Annotated in this window: 16 protein-coding genes; 15 read left to right on the top strand and 1 reads right to left on the bottom strand. The window is 35.7% G+C overall.

The window, feature by feature from the left end:
* Positions 1-10 precede the first annotated feature (10 nt).
* Positions 11-3,145, top strand: a complete 3,135-nt coding sequence (locus DXB15_RS08215) for a SpaA isopeptide-forming pilin-related protein (RefSeq protein WP_118702625.1) — start codon at positions 11-13, stop codon at positions 3,143-3,145.
* Between the two features lie 205 nt (positions 3,146-3,350).
* On the opposite strand, the gene DXB15_RS08210 is transcribed toward DXB15_RS08215, so the two are convergent.
* On the bottom strand, positions 3,351-5,876 hold the full coding sequence (locus tag DXB15_RS08210) for a hypothetical protein (protein ID WP_118702624.1): 2,526 nt from the start codon (positions 5,874-5,876) through the stop codon (positions 3,351-3,353).
* 359 nt (positions 5,877-6,235) lie between these two features.
* Between DXB15_RS08210 and DXB15_RS08205 the strand changes: the two genes are divergently transcribed.
* The 14 genes from DXB15_RS08205 (at position 6,236) to DXB15_RS08145 (ending at position 22,092) form a co-directional block, all read left to right on the top strand.
* Positions 6,236-6,529, top strand: coding sequence for a hypothetical protein (locus tag DXB15_RS08205; RefSeq protein ID WP_118702623.1), 294 nt, complete (start codon positions 6,236-6,238; stop codon positions 6,527-6,529).
* A gap of 13 nt (positions 6,530-6,542) precedes the next feature.
* Entirely contained in the window at positions 6,543-7,088 is a 546-nt protein-coding gene (locus tag DXB15_RS08200) for a LytR/AlgR family response regulator transcription factor (RefSeq protein ID WP_118702622.1), read from the top strand.
* Positions 7,030-7,284: a LytTR family DNA-binding domain-containing protein gene (locus DXB15_RS17885; protein ID WP_118702621.1), complete on the top strand. Its 255-nt coding sequence runs from the start codon at positions 7,030-7,032 to the stop codon at positions 7,282-7,284. Before DXB15_RS08200 ends, DXB15_RS17885 begins: the two co-directional genes overlap by 59 nt.
* A 24-nt stretch (positions 7,285-7,308) precedes the next feature.
* Positions 7,309-7,689, top strand: a complete 381-nt coding sequence (locus DXB15_RS08190) for a BlaI/MecI/CopY family transcriptional regulator (protein ID WP_118702620.1) — start codon at positions 7,309-7,311, stop codon at positions 7,687-7,689.
* A gap of 236 nt (positions 7,690-7,925) precedes the next feature.
* On the top strand, positions 7,926-10,673 hold the full coding sequence (locus tag DXB15_RS08185) for a transglycosylase domain-containing protein (RefSeq protein ID WP_118702619.1): 2,748 nt from the start codon (positions 7,926-7,928) through the stop codon (positions 10,671-10,673).
* Positions 10,674-10,744: 71 nt separating this feature from the next.
* The gene (locus DXB15_RS08180; RefSeq protein WP_118702618.1) at positions 10,745-12,205 is read left to right on the top strand and encodes a hypothetical protein; all 1,461 of its coding nucleotides are present in this window, start codon (positions 10,745-10,747) and stop codon (positions 12,203-12,205) included.
* A 93-nt stretch (positions 12,206-12,298) separates the two neighbouring features.
* Positions 12,299-12,697: a hypothetical protein gene (locus tag DXB15_RS08175; RefSeq protein WP_187119652.1), complete on the top strand. Its 399-nt coding sequence runs from the start codon at positions 12,299-12,301 to the stop codon at positions 12,695-12,697.
* 72 nt (positions 12,698-12,769) lie between these two features.
* A complete protein-coding gene (locus DXB15_RS08170; protein ID WP_118702617.1) occupies positions 12,770-13,048 on the top strand; it encodes a hypothetical protein in 279 nt (92 codons plus the stop codon).
* Positions 13,049-13,102: 54 nt separating this feature from the next.
* Entirely contained in the window at positions 13,103-13,273 is a 171-nt protein-coding gene (locus tag DXB15_RS16945) for a hypothetical protein (protein ID WP_158582221.1), read from the top strand.
* Positions 13,274-13,331: 58 nt separating this feature from the next.
* Positions 13,332-13,817, top strand: a complete 486-nt coding sequence (locus tag DXB15_RS08165) for a hypothetical protein (protein ID WP_118702616.1) — start codon at positions 13,332-13,334, stop codon at positions 13,815-13,817.
* 40 nt (positions 13,818-13,857) lie between these two features.
* Positions 13,858-17,670: a type V CRISPR-associated protein Cas12a/Cpf1 gene (gene cas12a / locus DXB15_RS08160; RefSeq protein WP_158582220.1), complete on the top strand. Its 3,813-nt coding sequence runs from the start codon at positions 13,858-13,860 to the stop codon at positions 17,668-17,670.
* A gap of 278 nt (positions 17,671-17,948) precedes the next feature.
* The gene (locus DXB15_RS08155; protein WP_147404790.1) at positions 17,949-20,510 is read left to right on the top strand and encodes a VirD4-like conjugal transfer protein, CD1115 family; all 2,562 of its coding nucleotides are present in this window, start codon (positions 17,949-17,951) and stop codon (positions 20,508-20,510) included.
* A gap of 15 nt (positions 20,511-20,525) precedes the next feature.
* Complete coding sequence (locus tag DXB15_RS16820) at positions 20,526-20,726, top strand: hypothetical protein (RefSeq protein WP_147404789.1); 201 nt, start codon at positions 20,526-20,528, stop codon at positions 20,724-20,726.
* A 358-nt stretch (positions 20,727-21,084) separates the two neighbouring features.
* Complete coding sequence (locus tag DXB15_RS08145; protein WP_330427488.1) at positions 21,085-22,092, top strand: DNA adenine methylase; 1,008 nt, start codon at positions 21,085-21,087, stop codon at positions 22,090-22,092.
* The last annotated feature ends 61 nt before the right edge of the window (positions 22,093-22,153 follow it).

Below are 22,153 nucleotides of genomic sequence, written 5' to 3'. Positions count from 1 at the left end.
GAGAAAATATATGAAAGTAAAAAGAAAAAGAGTAGCGTGTCTGGCTATGTTTCTTGCTTTTCTGACCGTTCTTATGACAATCTGGAGCAGTCTGTTATCTATTCCGGCAATGGCAGCAGAAACAGAAAAACCATATTATACGATTACTGTTAGCAGTACGGATCATGGTGATATTGAAGTTGATCAGAATGCTGTCTTGCAGGCAGGAAACCAGATCCTGTTGACGGTGAAAGCAGATGATGGATATAAACTTTCCTCATTAGCAGTAACCGGAGAAAATGAGAAAACAATTTCTGTTACAGATTGTGATGGAAACGAAGTAACCGGTGATTATCCTGATGCATTACAACTCTGTATGCCGGAAAGCAATGTTACAATCGAAGCACAATTTGTGTCAGAAAATGTGTCCGGAGAAACAATCACAGAATCAGACACTGCAAATGAGGAAAAAGCAACTCCATCCGATTCTAATCAAGACATGGTGGATTCAGTCATCGGAAATACATTGGATGCAATTGGTACCAATGTACCGTTTGCAGTTACCATGAATAATGCTGAACGTTCTATGGCCAGAGCAGCAAGTCCACTTACGTTGACAAAATATGAAAAACAGTTTGCATGTTATCATGGCAATGGAGACTGGGATTGTACAGAATCTTATCTGAAAATTGGTGATACCGTAGCCTGGTGTATTGAACCGGCTATAGATATCGGAAGTTCCGGTGGGTCTTATTCCTTAAACAGTGATGCTATGACATGGCTCAAAAATCGTTATGGCTGGAGCTATGCAAAAATCATGAATCTGTCAAAAGCCGTTTATCTTGCGAAAGATTATTATGGAAGTGACTGGTTATGTAACTACGTGCTTGTTCAGAATCTGATCTGGAAAGAAGTTGATGCAAATGGACGATATGTATTGACAAATGGCGCTCATAAAACATCTCATGTTTGCGGACATTTAGATACGAAAGCTAAAGTTGATGAAGCTGTACAGAATGTGTGGAGCCGTTTCTATTCCTATAATACATTGCCATCATTCGATAAAAAGACTGTATATGGAACAGCAGGACAATCTATTTGGGTACAGGATGATAATGTAGTAGTCGGCCAGACATCATTTATATGTCCATCTAATGTTTGGATCAGCAAAGGGCAGAATAACAACGGTATCTGGATTAATTCAAACAGTTCTATGGCTGGGAAAACGGATGTAATCCGCTTCTACAAAAATGCTATTCCAAACAGTAGTGAAGCATTTCTGGTATACACAAGAACCGGATATCAGAGCGTAACTACATGGAGCGGTACAATGAATCCGACTTATGGTGGGTTAAGGGTTGTATTTAACAGATCTTCCTATATTCAGGCTCATTATAAAGCAAGGGAGAAAGTTTCTCCGTCTATGGATTTGTATATCAGCAAAAAAGACTGTGATACGGACGAAAGTTTAGCTGGTGCAAAATTTGAAATTTATATGGATGATCAGAAAATGGCTACGGTTACATCTGATCAGGATGGAAAAGCTGTTTACCACTGGAGAGGTGCAGAAGTATGGACTGACTATGTAGAAGCAACAGAACCAGTGGCAAGTTACAGTGGATGGAACAGTGCTTACCAGAAAGCAAAGAAATCCGTACAGGACAGCCTTGCCACAAAAGTAGAAGAGCTGAAAACCCAGACAACACATACGTGGAAGGTAGTGGAAATTGAAGCTCCATATAGCTATAAGATCAATCCACAGGAATTTGAACAGACATATGATCTGACTACACATGCGATAGAAGTAACAATCACAGATGAAAAAGATGCCGGATATATTCAGCTGAAAAAGGAATCTAGCAATCCTGATCTTACTGAAAATAATAGCTGTTACTCTTTAGCAGGTGCTGAGTACGGAGTGTATGATAGCAGAGAGGATGCGTTGAATGATACAAACCGCTTAACCACACTGGTAACGGATGCGTCTGGAAATACAAATAAAGTATGGGTAAAAAGAGGAAGAAAATATGTCAAGGAATTAAAAGCGTCTCAAGGATATTTGATCTGTGATGGATCAGTAGATGATTCAGATAATGGTATTCACGGTATTACTCTAACGGATGAAAATACCATTGATAATCCAGGAATTGTACATTGCGTGGAACCAGTTGGAACCGATCCGTTTGATCTTGCTTTAAATAAAATGGATGTGAATACAGGCGGTGCAGCACAAGGTATTGCATCTCTGGCTGGTGGAATTTTTGAAGTAACTTATTATACGAATATCAATGCTAAAACAGATGGAACACCGGCTAGAACATGGTATTTTAAGACTAATGAAGATGGAAAACTGTCATGCCAAAATGAAAATTCTCTGGTTGCATCTATGGATCTGGATGGGAAGACGGTAACATCAGATGCCTTATATAAAGATTCCGACGGAAAAACAATCGTATATCCGATTGGTACTTACCATATCAAAGAAGTATCTGCCCCAAAATATTACCAGAAGATTGGTACGATGAGCTTTATACAGAATACAACAGATAAAAAAGACGTCACAGAAGGTCTTACTGCTGTAATTCGACAGGACGGAAATGGTCAGCGGCCGCAGATCTATGATGGAGATAATCTGATCGATGGTAAGATTACTGCAGCAAATCTTGCTGTAAATGTATATGATACGATTGAAAATGGTTCTATTTCCCTCGTGAAGTTAAAAGATGATGGAAGCAAAGTACCTCTTGCAGGTGTAACGTTTAAATTAGTGGGACAGGAAGATGGTGCTGAATATACAGCAACAACAGATGCAAATGGTAAGATTGCATGGGATAATCTGATCCCTCAGCATTATAATATTACGGAAGTAAAAACAGTTGATGGCTATAATCTTCTGAAAGACAATATTGAGGTAACGCTTCCGATAGAAATGTCTCTGGATGAGATTATGGCAAATGGAGCAGATATTAACCAGGCTGTCTATGATAATGCAGCCGGAAAATATTGCTTTTATAACCTGACCTTTACCGTAGGAGATTCCACTGTTCTTACGATGCCGTTTACTGGCGGTAATCAAAATAGATTGTACGTAGTACTTATTATTGGAATTGCTGGAATCGCATTTGGAACATATATCTTAATTGGTCGTAAAAAGAAACATGTTTAAAATCAATTATCGTTGAAAGAGGGAATTACTCTTATGAATAAAGCGTGGTATCACCTAGATATGATATCACGCTTTATTATAGTTTAACAGCTGATAAATTATACGCAGGATATTTCTTTATATCAACAATTATATTATGCTTTTTAACTAAAAATTGGAGTCCCTTATGCGATAATTCACGGATAGGGACTCCAATTGTATAATTTTAATCTAATCTCTCTTTGCCACAAATGCTGCATTTATAATGAGATTCTAATTTGTAGGCGATTTCTTCGTCATGATGATTGATCTGATAAATCGGTCTGTGTAATGTTCCGATACTTGCGCCAGGACTTAATGTGTGAGGGCATTCAGAAATATGATCATAACCTTCCTGTGAATTAGGAGGAAATTCTGCACCACATCCACTGCAGTGATCATAGGTTTCAATACCAATTTTATCTTTGGAATCCCATACAATATGTAATGTTCCATCACAATTTGTCTCTTTTACATGCTGTAATGCTTTTTCAAGATAAATATTGAAGTATTCCATCATTCCTTCTGGAACAAGAGTGTCATATCCTAATGAACGATATTCTGACCAGCCATCACCAGAAGGAGATGGAACGTGAACCTTTTCTCCACTGGAGCATACAATATCCAGATCGTACCAGGTAAAAATGTCACAGATCAACTCTTCATCCGGTGTATAAACTTTTTCCTTTACTTCCACCGTATGATGATCCTCCGTTTTCGGAAGTACTTTAGTGTAAGTATCTCCGCAGTCCGGGCAAACATAGGTTTCGGAACCTTCTGCAGCACAGGTTGCAGCAACCGTTTTGGTAAGCTCATAGTGATGTCCCTTTGCAGAAATTTCTTCCTGATAGGATGCATCACAGTCAGAGCAGGTGTAGATTTTGGCACCTTTTTCTGTACAGGTTGCATCCACTGTCTTTGTAAGCTCATAGTTATGTTTTTTCATTGGGATTGTTTCTGTATATTCATCCCCGCAGTCAGAGCAAACATAAGCTAATACACCAGTTGTTGTACAAGTAGGCTCAACACGTACTTCTTTATTATAAGAATGTCCTTTTGCCGGTACAGAAGGATCATCTTCTGTATAGGAGTAACCACATACGGAACAGGAGTAGGTTTTCTTCCCGTTTTCTGTACAGGTTGCAGGTGTTGTCTTTGTTAATTTATAAGTATGCGATAATTTGTCAATGGTCTTTGTATAAGAATCATTACAACGGCTGCATACATACGTTTCAGAACCTTCTTTTGTGCATGTAGGAGCAACCGTTTCCTTTAATACATACTGATGGTCTAATTTATTGATTGTTTCTGTATAGGTATTTCCACAGTCGCATTTATATGTTTTTGTTCCAGTTTCTGTGCAAGTAGGTTCTTTCGTAACGGTAGAAGAGTAGTCATGAACATGAACCTCATTTTTAACCCATCCATTTATAATATTATAGGTTTTTCCATTGAAAGAGTAATTTCCGTTATAACCGAAATTCACTTTTCCGTTCTGGATTACCCACGTTCCGTTCTGGTTTGAGGCTAATCCGTTATATCCAAAATCTACTTTTCCATTGGCATCACAGTACCACCAACCATTAGCGTTCTGAGCAACAGTAGCACCTTTTACAACAGCACTGCCACGAACATTATACCAATCATTTCCGACTTTAATTACTCCGTTATCCCGGAAAGTAACTTTACCACCGGTAATTTTCCAAGTTCCATTTTTATTGGACGCAAGTCCATTATAACCGAAATTGACTTTTCCATTTTGGATTACCCACCAACCATTCTGGTTTTGTGCTACCGTATTGGCATTAAAATCTACTTTTCCGTTTGAATCACAGTACCACCAACCATTAGCATTATTAGCCACAGTTTCCTGTCTTACAACAGCACTGCCACGCACGTTGTACCAATCATTTCCGACTTTAATTACTCCATTATCACCGAAAGTGACTTTACCACCGGTGATCTTCCAGAGTCCACGACGGTTAGCAAGGAGTCCATTATAGTTGAAATCTACTTTTCCATCCCGGATTGCCCACCAACCATTCTGATTCCATTCTACGGAATTGATTTTCTGAACGGCACCTCCGATTGCGTAGTACCAGTTGTTTCCAGCTTTTACTATACCGGTATCCTGAAATGATACACGACCACCATGAATGATCCATGTTCCATTTTCATTGGAAGCAATACCATCATAATTAAAATCAACCTTACCGCCACGTATCACCCACCAGCCGTTTTCATTTTTGGCAACAGTATTAGAATTAAAATCCACTTTTCCATTTACGATATGCCACCAGCCATTTTTATTATTGGCAACTGTGTTATCAAATGTCACACATCCATTAACAACGTGCCACCAACCGGATTCTCCATTTACAGTTCCTTGAATTACATCATAAGTTCCAAATTGAACTTTACCGCCACGACAGTACCACCAACCATTTTCATTCTGGGCAAATCCATTGAAATTGAAATCAACTTTACCGTTGCGGATTACCCACCATCCGTTAGAATTGTGGGCAATGGTATCGGTTCGCACTACGTTACCATCTTCTGTGTAGTACCATCCATCTGCCATGCGAACAACATCTTTTCCGCCTGCTGCCTGCATATTGAGTTTTACCCCGGACATATTTCCGGCTGCCAGTGTGATTGCCAGTGCGACACCAGCCATTGCAATCGCCTTTTTCAAATACATCTTTCTCTTCATAAATCGTACCTCATCTTATTATTGAAATATTGTTTTGGTCTATATATACTTATACGTTTTGAAAGCAATATTTCACAACAATATTTTAACATAAAATTATTAAAAAACTATTAAAATCTAAAAAATATACATCTTGTTTATAATGGAAGAAAAAGCAAGTTTATAGAATGTTTAGAATTTCTTTGTTGCAAAATCTTATCGTTGATTCGTATTACTAAGTATAAAGCATAAGGAAGGGGATAATATGTGGTTCGTCATTCTTGATAAATACAATTATCGACAGATTGACAGAAGAGTTGTTGAACGAATTGAAACGCAGAGGAATTAACATACGAAGAAAATAATAAGGAGGCAGACAAATGTTAGAATTAATTTTCACTAAGGAGGAACTTAGCCGAATCAATATCGTAGAAGAAGAAACTGGAAAAAATGTGTATGTAGATGTTCATGCAATGAGTAGAAAAGACGCAAAACGCTTTGTACACAATATTATTGTAGCAATCCGAGGTTCTTTTACCGTCACGGTTATCCATGGATGGAATAATGGAACAAAGTTAAAAGATATGTTCCGGACGGAACTGATCAGTAACCGGGTAACACAGATTAAAAACGTTCCATATAATTATGGAGAAACGCAGCTTTTGATAGCATAGTACAGGAGATGACATGTTAGAGATAGTAATTTGTGACATTTCAGAACAGCAACGAAAGATATTGAAACAAATCGTTCAAATGCTTTGTTTCGAATATAAGATAAACGCAAATTTCCATGGGTATAATTCGTATAAAGCACTAATTGAGGATGTAGAAGAAGGCTACATCACAATCGATGTTTTGTTTTTGGAGATAAATCTGGGATTGGCAAATGGTCTGGATGTTGCTCGTAAACTAAGAAACCTTAAAAGCAAAGCACAGATCGTATTACAGGCAAACACAGAAAAATATGCGATTGCGGGATATGATATTGGTGCAACGGGTTACATTTTAAAACCATATAAGCAGGATAAAGTCACAACCATAGTTAAGCGCCTTTTACTGCAGCAGAAAAAGAGACGTATTGCTTTCAAAAGCATGAGAAAAGATATTTTTGTTGCTGTAGATGATATTATGTATATAGAAAGTAATAAGCATAGTATTTTGGTACACTTATCAGATGGGAGAGAAATACATACATACATACGGAAAATTGGGGGATATAGAAAAAATTATTAATGACAAAAATTTTCTGCGCTGTAGTCAGAGCTATTTAGTAAATATGAATTATATTATAGATATTACAGATAATTTTATCCTTGCCGATAATTCAGCAGTCCCCATACGTGTGAGGGGAAGAAAAGGAGTGATTGATCATTATGTAAAGCATTTCAAGGGTTGCCCAATCACCGATGAATATAGTATAATTGAATAATGAATCAAAAGAGAGGGTAAATGAATGTTGAAAAAAACGATTACACCGATAGAGAAAAAAGTCATGATGTCTATCTGGTGTACAGATCATCCTATGGCATTAGCAGAATTGGTGCAGACAGTAAATAACAGATATGGCACAGATTGGAAACCACAAACCATTTCTACCTATCTGGCAAAGTTAGTAGTGAAAAAATATCTTCGATTTGAGCGAGCAGGAAGAGTTTTTCTGTATTATCCAGAAGTCACGCAAGAAGAATTTACAATCCATGAACTCAAAGATTTCTTCGAATACTATGATACATTTAATGGTGAAGATTTTTTGAATGCATTACAAGAGAGTGGGAAACTAACACCAGAGGATTTGGCTGAAATAAAACAATTTTTGGATTCCAGTGAAAAATGAATACGATTTAGAAATTTGGCGGTTGCAGTATTTATGTATTGTAACCGCTTTTTCATGCTCAAAATAAGGATTATGAATGTGTTTTTACCTAAATAGCAATATTGATTGCGAAAAACGTTCTGAATTTAGTAATTAGAGCATAGGCGACAAACAGCGTGAAAAATAGGAACTACTAACATATTTAACAAAATATATGTGTTCTTCAGGTTCCATATTTAGGACGAAAGGATTTATTTATGAGTATTGAACATGAAACATTATCAAAAGCTGATAAAAAGATCAGAAGAAAAGAGAAAAGGAAAAAACGCAGGAAATTCATGCGAAGAATTTTCTTGGTTATATTTTTACTGTTTCTAATTGCTTGTGGATTTATGATCCATAAGCTGTTGCCGGTATATCAGGATTTGAAAACGCAGGAATATCAGATCCTAAGCACTATGTCAGAAGATACCTTTATCCGGGCAGGTAATACCGAAATATATGATGCAGCAGGTAATCTTATAGGTCGTGTTGGCAATGAACATTACGAATATATATCAGTAGATAATGTTCCGTATGTTACAAATGGTTATATTGCACAGGAAGACAAAGAATTTCCTTATCATAACGGTATTAACTTGAAAAGAATTGTGAAAGCTGGAATAACCCTGATCAAGAAAAATGGCGAAATTACGCAGGGTGGCAGCACGATCACACAGCAGGTGGTAAAAAATAATCTGCTGTCACAAGAAAAAACGTTTAAACGGAAAGCACTGGAGATCTTATTGGCACTTGATCTGGAAAAAAGATATGATAAAGCACAGATTATGGAAGCATATTGTAATAGCTGCTATTACGGTAATGGATGCTATGGAATAGAGGGAGCCAGTGAGTATTATTTTGGTAAAAGGGCAGAGGAGATGTCACTGGCAGAAGCGGCAACTCTGGTTGGAACTTCAAATTCCCCTAATAATTACAATCCAGTCATAAATTACAAACTTTCCATGCAGAAAAAAGAATCTGTTTTGAAAAATATGCTGAATGAAAATTATATTACACAGGATGAATATGATTCGGCAATGGCTGAAGAACCGAAAATTGTACAGAAAACAACAAATGTAGAATCAAATTCATATCTGTTTTCTTATGCCTTACATTGTACTGTATTGGAATTGATGGCACAGGAGGACTTTAAATCCCAATACACCTTCGATTCATCTGAGGAATATGAAGCCTACGAAAAACAGTATGATGAGAAATATTCTGAAGTATATGAGGCAGTTCGGGAAGGTGGCTATAAAATATACACTTCATTAAATTCCGAAATGCAAAACAAACTGCAGTCATACTTGTCTGATGGCCTAAAAGATTTTACAAATCAGGGAGAAGATGGACTATATGAAATGCAAGGTGGAGCTGTCTGCATTGATAACGAAACACAACTTGTAGTTGCCATTGTTGGTGGCAGAGAAGATAATAATGCTTTTAACCGTGGATATCAGTCTAAAAGGCAACCAGGAAGTGCCATAAAACCCATATTGGATTATGGACCGGCTATGAATGAAGGGGTAACTACTCCACAAGAGGTTCTGAATGATGAACCGCTTAATATAAATGGGTGGGAACCGAAAAATGCAAGTGGATCTTTCAGCGGACCAGTTTCAGTTCGGGATGCATTGGCCAAATCTATCAATACGATTGCAGTCCAGTTATATTTAAAAGCAGATCAAGGACTGACTTATTTGGATAAATTACATTTTTCAAGTTTGTCATATGCAGATGAGACAGCAGATTCCGTGTCAATTGGCGGATTTACAAATGGAGTTACGGTTGCGGATATGGCAAGAGGATATGCAACGATAGCCAATGGTGGAAAGTATTCCACCAACACTTGTCTGACTAAAATTGTAGATAAGATCGGTAAAACTATATATGAACTTCCGGACGATAAAAGTAAGACAGAAGAGGAAGTATATTTGGCAGATACTGCTTTCCTGCTTACAGATATGATGGAAGGGGTATTTCAACAGGAATATGGAACTGCTCATGAATATGTAAACGATAATCAGGTATATGCTGGAAAAACAGGTACCACAAACAATAATAAGGATGCGTGGTTTTGTGGATTTTCCGCTTATTACACTACCGTAGTATGGACCGGATATGATACGCCTCAATCTGTAGACGGCTTGTATGGTAATACATATCCGGCGCAGATCTGGAGTAATTTTATGAATGACATTCATAACAATCTTGCAAAGGAAGAGTTTACAGTTCCAAATACGATAAAGCTGACAAATGGAACAGACAAAACCAATGTAGATTATTCAGATAACATTTACTGGTCACGTCCAGACGGATGGGATTACTGTTCTGATCAGTTGGAAGAAAAATATGAAAAACATCAAAAAGCGGAAGCAGAAAAGAAAAACACTGCTGCTGCTGAAAGTGCTGTATCTGAATTTGAAAGTTATATGATCCAATCTACAGATGAAGCAAGAAATCTTGATGCACGGTATCAGGATGTGTTGAATAAGATTGAACTGGTAAATGATGCAAATAAGAAAACGTCTTTATATGATCGTGCTGCCAGAAAATACGAAACGTTCACGACAGAGATAAAAGACAGTTGGCAAAAGGCAATTGAGCAAGAGGCAGCAGAGCAGGAAAATTTAAAAAATGAGCAAGAAGTTGTAGATGCGCAGGCTTCTTATGAAAAATCTCTGGAAATTTATAATACATCAAAAGTCCGGCTTGCGGATTGGTACATTAATCAATTAGGACAGCGGACTGTTTATGGGGAATATACCCAGAAATTGTTAAGTGATGGAGAGAGTGCAGTTGAGGCTTGTAATGGCTTGGAAGATTATGAGAATTTAAGGAAACAAATGGATGCAGTGAAACGGCGTGTTACCTCATTGCCGACAAAAGAGGACATCTTAAAGAAAAATACCACTGGAGGTTTGCCTTCTGAGGAAAGTTATCCAAGTGATGATCCATCATAATTTTTGTAATGTTGATCCGAGAAATCACTTCACGTTCTTATACATAATGCTTAGGGTAAGGAAAAACTATTATGGTAAAAAAAATTCAAATATCTAAAAATACAGAAAATGCAATATTATTCGCAGCAATGACGATTTTTCTGTTATTTATTTTGTTATCAAATAACTTGACCGCTAATGATTATTTTTGGCATGTAAAGATTGGTGAATATATTGCAAAAAATAAAACTGTACCGGTATCTGGCATATTTTCCTGGTCCGCGCAGGAAGCCGGACTCTATTGGACATCCCATGAATGGTTAAGCGAAGTTATTTTCTATCTGGTTTATTTACTGGGAGGGAATAGAGCCATTTACATTATGTGCATGTTAATGGGAATGGGATTGGTCATTCTGATCGCTTATCAAAATAAGGTATATCTGAAAAAAAATATGTTATTCACCGGATTCTACTCATTATTAGCAGCAATCATTATATTCATGGCAGTCACACCAAGACCGCAGTTGTTTAGTGGATTTTTGTTTTTCTTTTTGTTGCAGATCCTATATCAATATCTTCAAAAGGATACAAAACTGCTTTATCTGATTCCAGTGATTTTTGTCCTGTGGGCAAATCTTCATGGTGGAATGGCTACATTAGGGTATATTACGTTGGGTGTATTCATTATATCCACACGTATCCAGATACCATTTGGAAGAATCGAAACAACAGTTCTACCAATGAAAAGATGGGTAAAACTTATTTCTGTATCTGGTGCAAGTGTTCTCTACATGCTGATAAATCCGAATACTTACCATATTTTTTCGTTCGTATTTAATCTTATGGGAGATCAAGTTCCTATGCAGCTTGTAAGTGAATGGTTTGCGCCGGATGTAAAACAGTTTTCCCACTTAATCTGTTTTATCATGGTTGTGATCACTATAATCAGTATGATCACTACAAAGAAAAACATACGATTGCATGATTTATTATTGTTTCTGGCGCTTTTCTATTTATTTATGAGAAGTTATCGTTTTTCTTTTTATTTTGTGATCGCATCGGCTTTTTTTGTATTTCATTACATTCCAAAACTTATGATGGAATCCAGAATATATAACAGTGTCAAAAATTCCAAGAAAATACTGGGGATTCTGCTGCCGCTCTTAGTCATCTGCCTGTTTGGAATAAATATCAGATCATATCAGGGCATGAAGGATTCTGTATTGTCACAGGAAGCAATTCAGGTATTAAAAGACACTGGATGTAAGCGGATGTATAATCATTATGATCTCGGCGGTGAGCTGATCTATAATGATTTTGATGTATTCATAGACGGCAGAGGAGATATGTATCAAGGTGAAATCCTAAATGACTTTAAGGATCTTACGATAGATATGACTGATGCGGACCACATTGCAGATATTATTGAAAAATATGATTTTGATTGTTTCGTATGCATGAAAGCAGAGCAATTAAACACTTATCTAAATCTTACCGGTAATTATGATCTGATCTATCAGGATTCTGCAATTAATATTTACACCCCAAAATAAAATTATATTTCTATGGCATTCTTGTTGCGAAACAGGGATGCCATTTCGTATTTATTATTAGCAGAAAATATATGTCAAAGAGAGAGGATACGGATGAATATACTAAATATTACTAAAAATGAAGGTTCTGTAACGGCAGAATTGAGTGCAGATGATCTGGTAATGATATGCAATGCCCTGTATGCACAATATGAAGAAAACGGATGTAAAGAAAAATTTCTTGAACTGTATAGCGATATGATGTTGGCAAAAGATTTATGTCAGTATGGTCATATAGACAGTTTTACACTTCGTAAGATTGTCAAATGCCGTAATCAAATCGGGAAAGGATTAAACGGAGTCCTTCCAGACAATGATATTAAAATTCTAAATTCGTATCTGGAAGGTGAGGATATTAACACAGCATTTGAAAATTCAGACTGGTGTGAAGTATATCGGAAAATCGCTGGTGATAAAAACATGTCAAAGTTCCGTAAAAAACTGGAAGAATAAAATGATTTTTACTAGCAAGAAGAAAATATAAATGGCTTATCATAGGCTTTTAATCAAGATCGGAGAAGCAGAATGACAGAAAAACAAAATGATAAAGATTTACATATTCAGAGATTGTTTCATCAAATACAATTTCTGAAGGCTATACCTATTGGAACAGTCTTTACAATGGGAGAGCAGTCTGATACTGACAGCTATCATAAAGATAATAAAACCAAAAGGAAGTTAAAATTAGTGAATATCCTGCCACATTATATGAGATTTTATGATGAAAAACAAAAATTCTATATCTCATATACATTTCAGGAAGTTGCTGTAAATGGGAAGATAGAAACGGCTGATCAGTATTAAAGCTACCGATTAAAAAAGAGAAAATAAAAAAGAATCTCGAGGGAGGGAACGAAAATGCGGTTTTGTGAATTTGAAAAATGTGGCAGTACTGATTGTAAACGCCATATGAGTAATGCACCGGAAGATGGATTATTCGAAACCAGCTTCTATCGCAGATACAAAGGTCGTGGATGTAAATTTTTTGTAGATGATAACAGAACAGAAAATGGTAGTAAATCACAGTAATTCAGGAGCAAAAGTTTACATTTTTTAGAAGAAATCTTAAAGATCTGGAGGTATGAGTGTGGGAAAAAATATTATAGATTTCAATGAAAGAAAAATATCTTTAGCGGAAACCACCAATTGTCCGGAAGAGAACACATGCATAACTATTCATGCAGATTGGGTAAAAAATTATCTGATGGATAGAATTGATTTTTACCAGAATAGATTAGAAGTTTTAAACAATGCTATGGATTATGCAACGGATTTTATCAAAAAACATGGGTTTCATCCGGAAAATTTTACTGTTCTACCGGATTCAGTCAATGAATTTATCCATTCTTCATGGACCGAATTTGGTGAAAATATTATGAAAAAAGGAATTTGCTTTAGTTTTGATAATGGATCGGAAATATATATTGTTGAAACTATCCAGATAAAATCATTGGAAAGAAAAGAGGAGTATGCGATTGGCTGTCGCTTTTTGTGCCGATCAGCAGAAGAATTATATCAATTTGATGAACAGGAAAAAAGATGGGTACCTGCTAAAGAGCTGATTGATAGGTAAGTATGTTCCCAGAAAGATGCGCATTTTGAAAGGTAATAAGATGAAAAGAACAAAAAAAGAGAGATTAACAAAAGTATTGAGTTTTGAATTAAAACCAATAGGGAAAACCAGACAGACAATCACAGATAAAAAGTTGTTGAAAACGGATCAGGAGATAAATGAGCGACTGGATACAGTGAAACCATTGATTGATTTGTTTTATAAGCACTATATCCGTGAAGCTCTTTTTTTAATGGGACAACCGGGTAGTGATTATTATATAGATTTCACGAAACTGGAAGCAGATTATCGTTTCACAAGCGATAAGGAACTATCTGCGGAAAAACATAGAGTTGTCGTGAAAAATTATCAAAAAGATATTACAGAGATTCAGAAAATATTTCATGCTGCTTTCTTATCGGTTTGTCCGGTAAAAGAAAAGGATTTGATTTCAGCTAAATTATTTGAAGGTATAAAAAAATACGTAGACACACATTTGGTCGGTGATCCTAACTATATGGAATATCAGGAAATTATGGAAAATGTTACCGGTTGTGCAGTGTTGTTGAAAAAATTTATGAATACACGATTAACAGCTTTAAATACGGTTGGGAAGCGAATCATGGAAAATTTTGAGTGTTACTGCAATAATATAGCTAACATTCAGCTTTTTATGAAATCACAGGTATTTTCTGAGTTAGAGAAAAATTTCCCGGATCTGTCATCTTTTCAATATGCTGATTACTATGCAAAGATTCTAACACAGGAAGGAATTGACTATTACAATCTTATGATCAGCGGTATTTTCTATCCAGATGGGACTCGGGTAAAAGGATTTAATATGTGTGTCAATGAAGAAAATATAAAAAATCGTAATGATCATACCTATACAGGCTCATTTTTCAGGACATTGAAAAAATTGGATAAACAGATTCTCTATCCTGCAGAAAAAGTATTTTCGATTGAACACCTTGATTCTGATGAAGAGGTACGTATATTATTCAGGGAATTAAATGGCAAAGTACCAACCAAAAAATTACTGGATATTATTCTCCTCTTAAAGGAAACGACTGGCGATGGGATTTTTGTGATAGGTAATGATGTTCATACCCTTTCACATCTTTGCATAAAAGACCACAATACATATCCTGAATTATTGGAAAAAAATTATATTGTGCAAAGGACCAACGAGCTGGAAACAGTTTCAAAACAAAGTGAACGAAAAAAAATTGAGAAAAATATCATCAATGCCAGAAGTATTGTAGGATCTGGAAATATACAATATTCATTGGAAGAACTTTCTGTAATCTGTAAAAGTGATGTTAAATCTCTGTACATTCATGAACTGGAACTGCTGTATAAAAGAGTATTGAGTAAAAAAGAATTATTTGATAAATCTGGACTGATCAAATTTGGTGATTTTCACAGTAAAGTAAATAAGAAAATTATTAAAGATTACCTGGAGTCCATCAATGATTTCCGACATGTAGTGCAGCTTATCGCAAGGGGTGCAGAGTCTGAACAGGCGGATATTTTATTCTATGAAGACTTAAATAAACAGCTGGAGTGCTTTACAACAGCTAAAAAAGCACTGAATCTGGTACGAAACTATGTAACCAGAAAACCTGCTGATACAGCGAAAGGTGCCACAACTGAAACATTTTTTGGATCAGCTCAGAAGACAATAGCAAAATGGTGGAATGGTGTAGACAAAATTGATGTCGGTAAAAACCTTATTCTTCAAAAAGATAACCGATATTTTTTTGCAACACTTCTTCCGGGAAATTCAATTTCAGCAGATTCCTTATTAACGGGAAAATCAAATTATTCTGTGTTGACTGTAAAAAAAGGTTCAAATGGAATGAAAAATGAATTACCGAAAAGAATGTTTGGACAGTCAAATGGAAAGATCAGTGTCAAAAAAATGTTTGAAGCGGACATTGACTATTGTGAGTGGAGTGGTACCAAGCAGGACATGAAATATCCTGTAAAAATTTCACGTGAATTATATGAAGCAAATGAGAAAGGGTTGAAGACACAGGATGCAGTAAAAAAACATCTTTGCACAGAAGAGGAACGGCGCTACTGGGAAGTTGAAACTATTCGTCTGGCGCAGCAAATTTTACCATTAACTGTGAGTTATGCCAATGTCAATTGGAATTTTAAAGCACCTGAAGATTATTCTTCATGGTTAGAATTTTGTGCTTATTGCGATACCAAAGCAGCGTATTATTCCTGGCTGGATGTAGATGAAAATCAGATTAACTCATTGGTGGAAGATGGTGCTATGCTTTTATTCCAGATTTCACATCGTGACCTTTACAAAAATAAAAAAAATCCAGACAGTTATGTGAAAACATTAGAATATCTACTTTCAGAAGAAAATTTTAAAAATCCAGTGATCCACTTAAACGGCGCACCTTCTTTTCAGTATAGAAAAGCTGTTTATGAAAGAAAAATAACTCATAAAAAAGGTTCCATCTTGGTAAATAGATGGGATAAAAATGGGGAACAGATTCTGAATGATATTTATATGGAAATATATAATTATTATCAGGGGTATGTATCAAAAGAAGAACTTTCCAAAGAAGCACTGGAAGAACTTCCATTTGTTCGTACAAAAACTGCATGGATGAATTTTATAAAAAGCGCAAAATATACCAAAGAAAAATTCCTGATTCGGATTATTTACACCAAAAATGCTGATGTATTGAATTATGGATATAACATGATCAATGAGGAAACAAAAGAAGAGATTCAAGAAGCTGGAAAAGCTGTTCTTTCTATTTCACGTAGTATCTATGATTTATTATATTGTGTGCTTTTTGATAAAAACGGCAAAGTAATAGAAAAAAGAAGCCTTAATATTATTAATGGCATTGATTATTATTCCCTTTTGAAAAAAATAGATAAATACAGAAAATCAGAAAAATCAAACAACTGGGAATATACAACACGGATAAAGGATATCCGCACACATTATATTGATCTTGCCATTGGCGAAATTGTAAAGTATGTCACAACCTATGATGCTGTTATTGTTTTGGAAAAAGTAAATAATTCTTTTAAAAATAAGATGCAGATGATTGATAATCAGTTGTTTAAAACATTTGAAAGCAGGTTGGAATTGAGATTAAATGACTGCTATAATAAAAATATCTCTGATGGTGAAGCTGGCAGTCTGACGAATCCATATCAGCTTACCAAACAAGGAAATTTAAGTTCGGTTCAAAATGGTTATGTATTTTATCTTAATGGTGCATATACCAATATGTGTCCAGTATCCGGTTTTGTAAACTTTTTCAATTTTGGTAATATAAACGCCTTAAAAACGAAAAAGGAATTACTGCTGGCCATGAAAAAGATTTCCTATATCAACAATAGTTTTCAGTTTGAATTTAACTATAACAGCATGGAACGATTTTTAAAAGATTCATGGAAAAATACTACAAAAGAAGTTAAGAAAACAGGATATGTATTAAAAACGGATTGGCTGATAACGGCAGTAGGACCGGTAACCAGGTATGACAGAGAAAAGAAGAAAAATGGTTACGTAGCAGATCGTACCCAGAAAGCTTATGATTTGTTAAAGGAACATAATTGTATAAATGATAATGGAAACGTGCTTGTAGATACATTGAATAATACTTCTCTTAATGCAGTATATGACCTGTTTGCTGAAACTGTAACCAATACCACTGTAAGGAAATGCGATGTTGTACCCGAGGAATATTATGTATCACCTGTTGCTGGAGCTTGTCCAGATATTTCACCATCTGAAATAATGGCTGAAAATCTTGGAAGAAAATTTTTCTATTTTATGATGCATGATACGACAGAAGGTTATATTGGATATATGCAGGAACAACATTAATACTCACCGTGGAACTTTTCTCTTGAATTTGAGAAATCACTGTTTTTTGTAATATCTCGTACACTAATATAAATCGAAACTGGGAGTTTACCTGTGACATGGGACGTGAAAAACGAATAATATCTCATAAGCTTAGGCTAAGTGAGATAACAGTTTTTTTCTGAGACTCCATACAAAAATTCCTTATTTCTAATTGCAAAATACCTGCTGCAGACAGTAACTATTTTACAGCAGGAAGATTTTCTGATTGCAATATATGAAAAAGGACGGATTTTTAAGTGAATAATTTTAAAGAACTAATGAAAGGGGACTTTGCCAGTCTGGATGATCGCGATGAACAACAGGCAGGTTCCCCCAAAACACATATTCTATGTGGAATCGGTTTACTCATTCTGGCAGCATATGTAAGCGGCATAATAGGCGGATTCAGTATTGGGAATAAAAAATTATTTAATATTGTTTCAGCCTTTAAATGTACCTTTACGACAAGTGTCGGAAGAACAGTTTTTATCATTTCAGCATTTCTAATCTTCATATTAGTAGGACTTAGAATCGTATCAGTAAAATTCGGGAAAAAAATTGAACATACCATGAATTTTACCCCGACACAAAGAAGTTCGAAAAACTATGGAGATTCTAAGCTTATATCAAATGAAAACGACATAAGAAGAAAAGGGTTTGATATATCAGATAGTCCATTGGAAACGAGTGGAACAATTTTAGGAAGAACCTGTGATACACATAAAATAATTTCTATCCCGAAAGATATGGGATATAACCGAAACATGAGTATCTGTGGTACATCCGGAACAGGTAAATCAAACTCTATATCAAAACCATGGATCATGCATTATGCAATGCGTGGTGAATCCATGGTCATTACAGATCCAAAATCAGAATTGTACGAAGAAATGTCCTATTATCTGCGCAAAATGGGATATAAAGTATATCAGTTTAACACAAATGATGAAGCTATCTGGAATTCTAATAGTATTGATATATTGGAAGATGCTAAAAATGCTGATAGTTTTGAAAGAGAAACTATCATAAATATCATATGCCACACTTTAATTGTAAATACTTCCGTGGCTGGAGCCAAGACAGAAGCTTTCTTTGATAATCTGGAAGAAAGTCTCTTAAAAGCCTTGGTTTTTTATGTTGTCGAATTTAATACTGCCGACTCCAAAAGAACACTTGGCGAAGCATATAAATTTCTACTCACTAAAAACCTGGAAGAATTAAAAAGTATGTTCGAAAGCATTAATGATGTCAATTCCAAAGCGAAGCAGAATTTTAACAAATTTCTTCAGGGTGAAAAGTTTATGCCTAATGCGATTGTTGGTTTAACATCACGTATGGATATTTTTCAATCAGAAATCGTACAGCGAATAACAGGAACCAGTGATATTTGTATTGCAGACATCCCACGAAAGAAAACAGCAATTTTTCTGATCACATCAGTAAAGACAAATACCTATACGGTATTACAGTCCGTTATGATTTCACTTATATTCCATAATGTTATGACTTATGCGGAGTCGCGTCCTAACCGAAAGTGTGATATACCCGTAAATTTCCTTTTGGACGAATTCCCAGCGCTGGGATACATGGAGCAATTCAAAACCTGGCTACAGGTGGCACGAAGCTACAATTTAAGTTTGGTCATTATGTTTCAGGACCTTTCGCTTTTAAAAGCAAGATATGGGAATAATGAATGGGAAGATATCCTTGGAGAATGTGATTTTACCTTCTATTTAGGATGTAATGATAACACAACTTCTGAATATTATTCAAAATTAACTGGACAGACTACTATCCGTGTTGAAACACGCAGGGAAAAAGAGATGTTCCCGGTATTCAATATCACACAGGAAACCAATGATAGCTTTTCTGTTGGCGAAGGGCAAAGACCATTAATCTATCCGGATCAATTAAGAAGACTTCCACGGGAATATGTCGTTATGTTTTTGTTGGGCCAGACATATTATTTTGAAAAGTTCAATTATTATATACATCCGGCAGCATTAGCATTGAAAGTAATAAAAGCAAATGAGATTGTTCCTCTGTGGCGGATTATGAAAAATGGAACCGATTTAAAAAATAATAGCAGCAATATTGCCACCATCGATATGGTGATTGAACAAAAAGAGCAGGATGAGAGTGCATATGTAATCAAATCAGATGGAGATTACGGCAACCAGAGAAAACCTTTGATCGAACAGTTGCATGTGTATGAACAGTTATATGCTGATGATAGTGCTTTTCCTTGTGGTTTACCGTTTCTTAATGATGATGGAAATTTCATGTCTGATACGGATAAAGTTAATCTGAAACAGCAACTGACGCAGGAACGCATTGCGAAAAGGAATAAGATCTTCAATACAAATAAAAATATTGATACCAATGCCCAGCCTGCTGATGATACATCGGATTTTGATACGACTTGTTATGAATACGGAGATGATCTTTCTGAGATACCTGTAAATGTGCAGAAGATGATGCATTTATATGATACTAATAATCAGGATAGCGATGAAAAGACCGGCGAAAATCATACAGAATGTAACAAGGTATCTATGGAACCGAATGTTACAGAAGAAAAAGTTGAACAGGTGGAAGATGAATTTCCAGATACAGACCAAAATAGTGAGCCAAAAATAATTGCTGTTACAAGATCTGATGAAACTTCTGCAGTTGATGATGAGCCTGCAGAAACAATAGAAGGTGACTCATGGGACGATATGGGTGAAACTGATACAGTTGATAATAAACATAGCAATACATCTGGAAATTTAGGAAGGATCACAAGGGGATCTAACATAGGAAATTTGGATCTATAAGGAGGAATCCGAACAATGAGTGAAAATATACGATGGTCACAAATGTCAGATGCTGACATTATAAAAATCAAACGTGAAAAGTGCAATAAATGCTATTATGGGAGAAAAACGTCTTCTCCATCAAAAAATTACGGAAATGTATATTGCGATTATATTACGATTGAAGGGCATCCCAGAGGATGCAGACCGGAAGAATGTGATAAGTTCAGACGTTAATGAAAGCAATGTAAATATCTCATTATTTTTGAAACACACAGATGCAAGTGTAAAGTGTAGCAAAAAAAGACATCAGATGATGGTGTCACTGAGACGCATGGTGACTGGTGTTGGGTTTTAGTATATTCCATGGAATTATTTCTAATAACACATAATAATAGAGTCCTGTCCTTGATAAGGCAGGACTTTTTGTTGCACAAATACAGATTCATGCCGTATTTATCATTATAGGCAGAAACTGCGATAACTGAATCAGCTTTTTTAAAGAGTTATAGTCTTCTTTACAAGCTGAATGCATGAAAAATAACGTATATAGCCTAGAAAAAATGTCTGTAGTGCAAAAGAAGGGAAAAATATAGTGGATAGACGAGTAAGGAAAGATAATGGATATGTATGTGCTTTTTGTGGATTCTCATCCGAATTGCTTGATGATTTCGAAGAAGATTATCAATTGCATAGAGGATATTGGTGCCCAGTATGTGAAGGATTTAATAATTTCAATCAGCAAGAAATAAGTCATCAGTTTAAACTGATCTTAGAAAAGAAAGTAAACAATTGCCGAACTGACGCGTCAGGTAGCAGGTATAGACCAGGATTAAAAGTGCAGGTGTCTCCACTCAGATGGCCGGGTGGTAAAAGCCGATTGGCAGGAGATATTTTACAGATGTGTGATACAGATCATATGCTAAATTTTATTGAACCATTTGCCGGCGGTGGATCGGTGGGCTTATCATTATTGATGTCAGGCAATATCAAAGAATTATACCTTAATGATAAGGATTACGGTATCTATTCTTTGTTTCAGGTTATCAAAACTGATCCATTTCCGCTTCTGGAGCTGATTGATAATTTTGTCCCATCAAAAGAAGAATATAGAAAAGCACAGACGATTGTAAATCGTAAGTATGTTGGATGCGATTTGTTGGCAGCAGCGTGGAATCTGCTGATCACAAACCGCTTATCATTTTCTGGCATTGTCAAAGCTAACTGTATGAGTGATCCTGCTGCCAGATGGACTCCTAAAACCTTACGAAAACGAATCTTAGATATCCATTCATACAGCTCTCACATACATCTGTCAAATCAAGATGCCTGTGAGTTTATTGAAGAGATGTATTGGATGCCACATGCTACATTGTTTATTGATCCACCATATTATGAAAAAGGAAAACAACTATACAGTGAATACTACACAGAAGAAGAACATGAAAAATTGGCATTTTTACTAGAAAACCTGTATAAAGGCTTCCCAGGTACGGATATCATACTGACTTACGATGACAATCCGTATATCAGAAATCTGTACCAATATCCAACAGTAGAAGTAGTAGAACGCAAATACAGTATTGTTACACACCTAGCATAAGAAAAGAATTAAAAGATGGTGGTAACCAATAATCATAACTGTTAATATTAACATATAATGC

Source organism: Roseburia sp. OM02-15, from assembly GCF_003481835.1.
GTDB classification, from domain to species: domain Bacteria; phylum Bacillota; class Clostridia; order Lachnospirales; family Lachnospiraceae; genus Eubacterium_I; species Eubacterium_I ramulus_A.
This window is presented reverse-complemented; position numbering and strand designations above follow the sequence as displayed.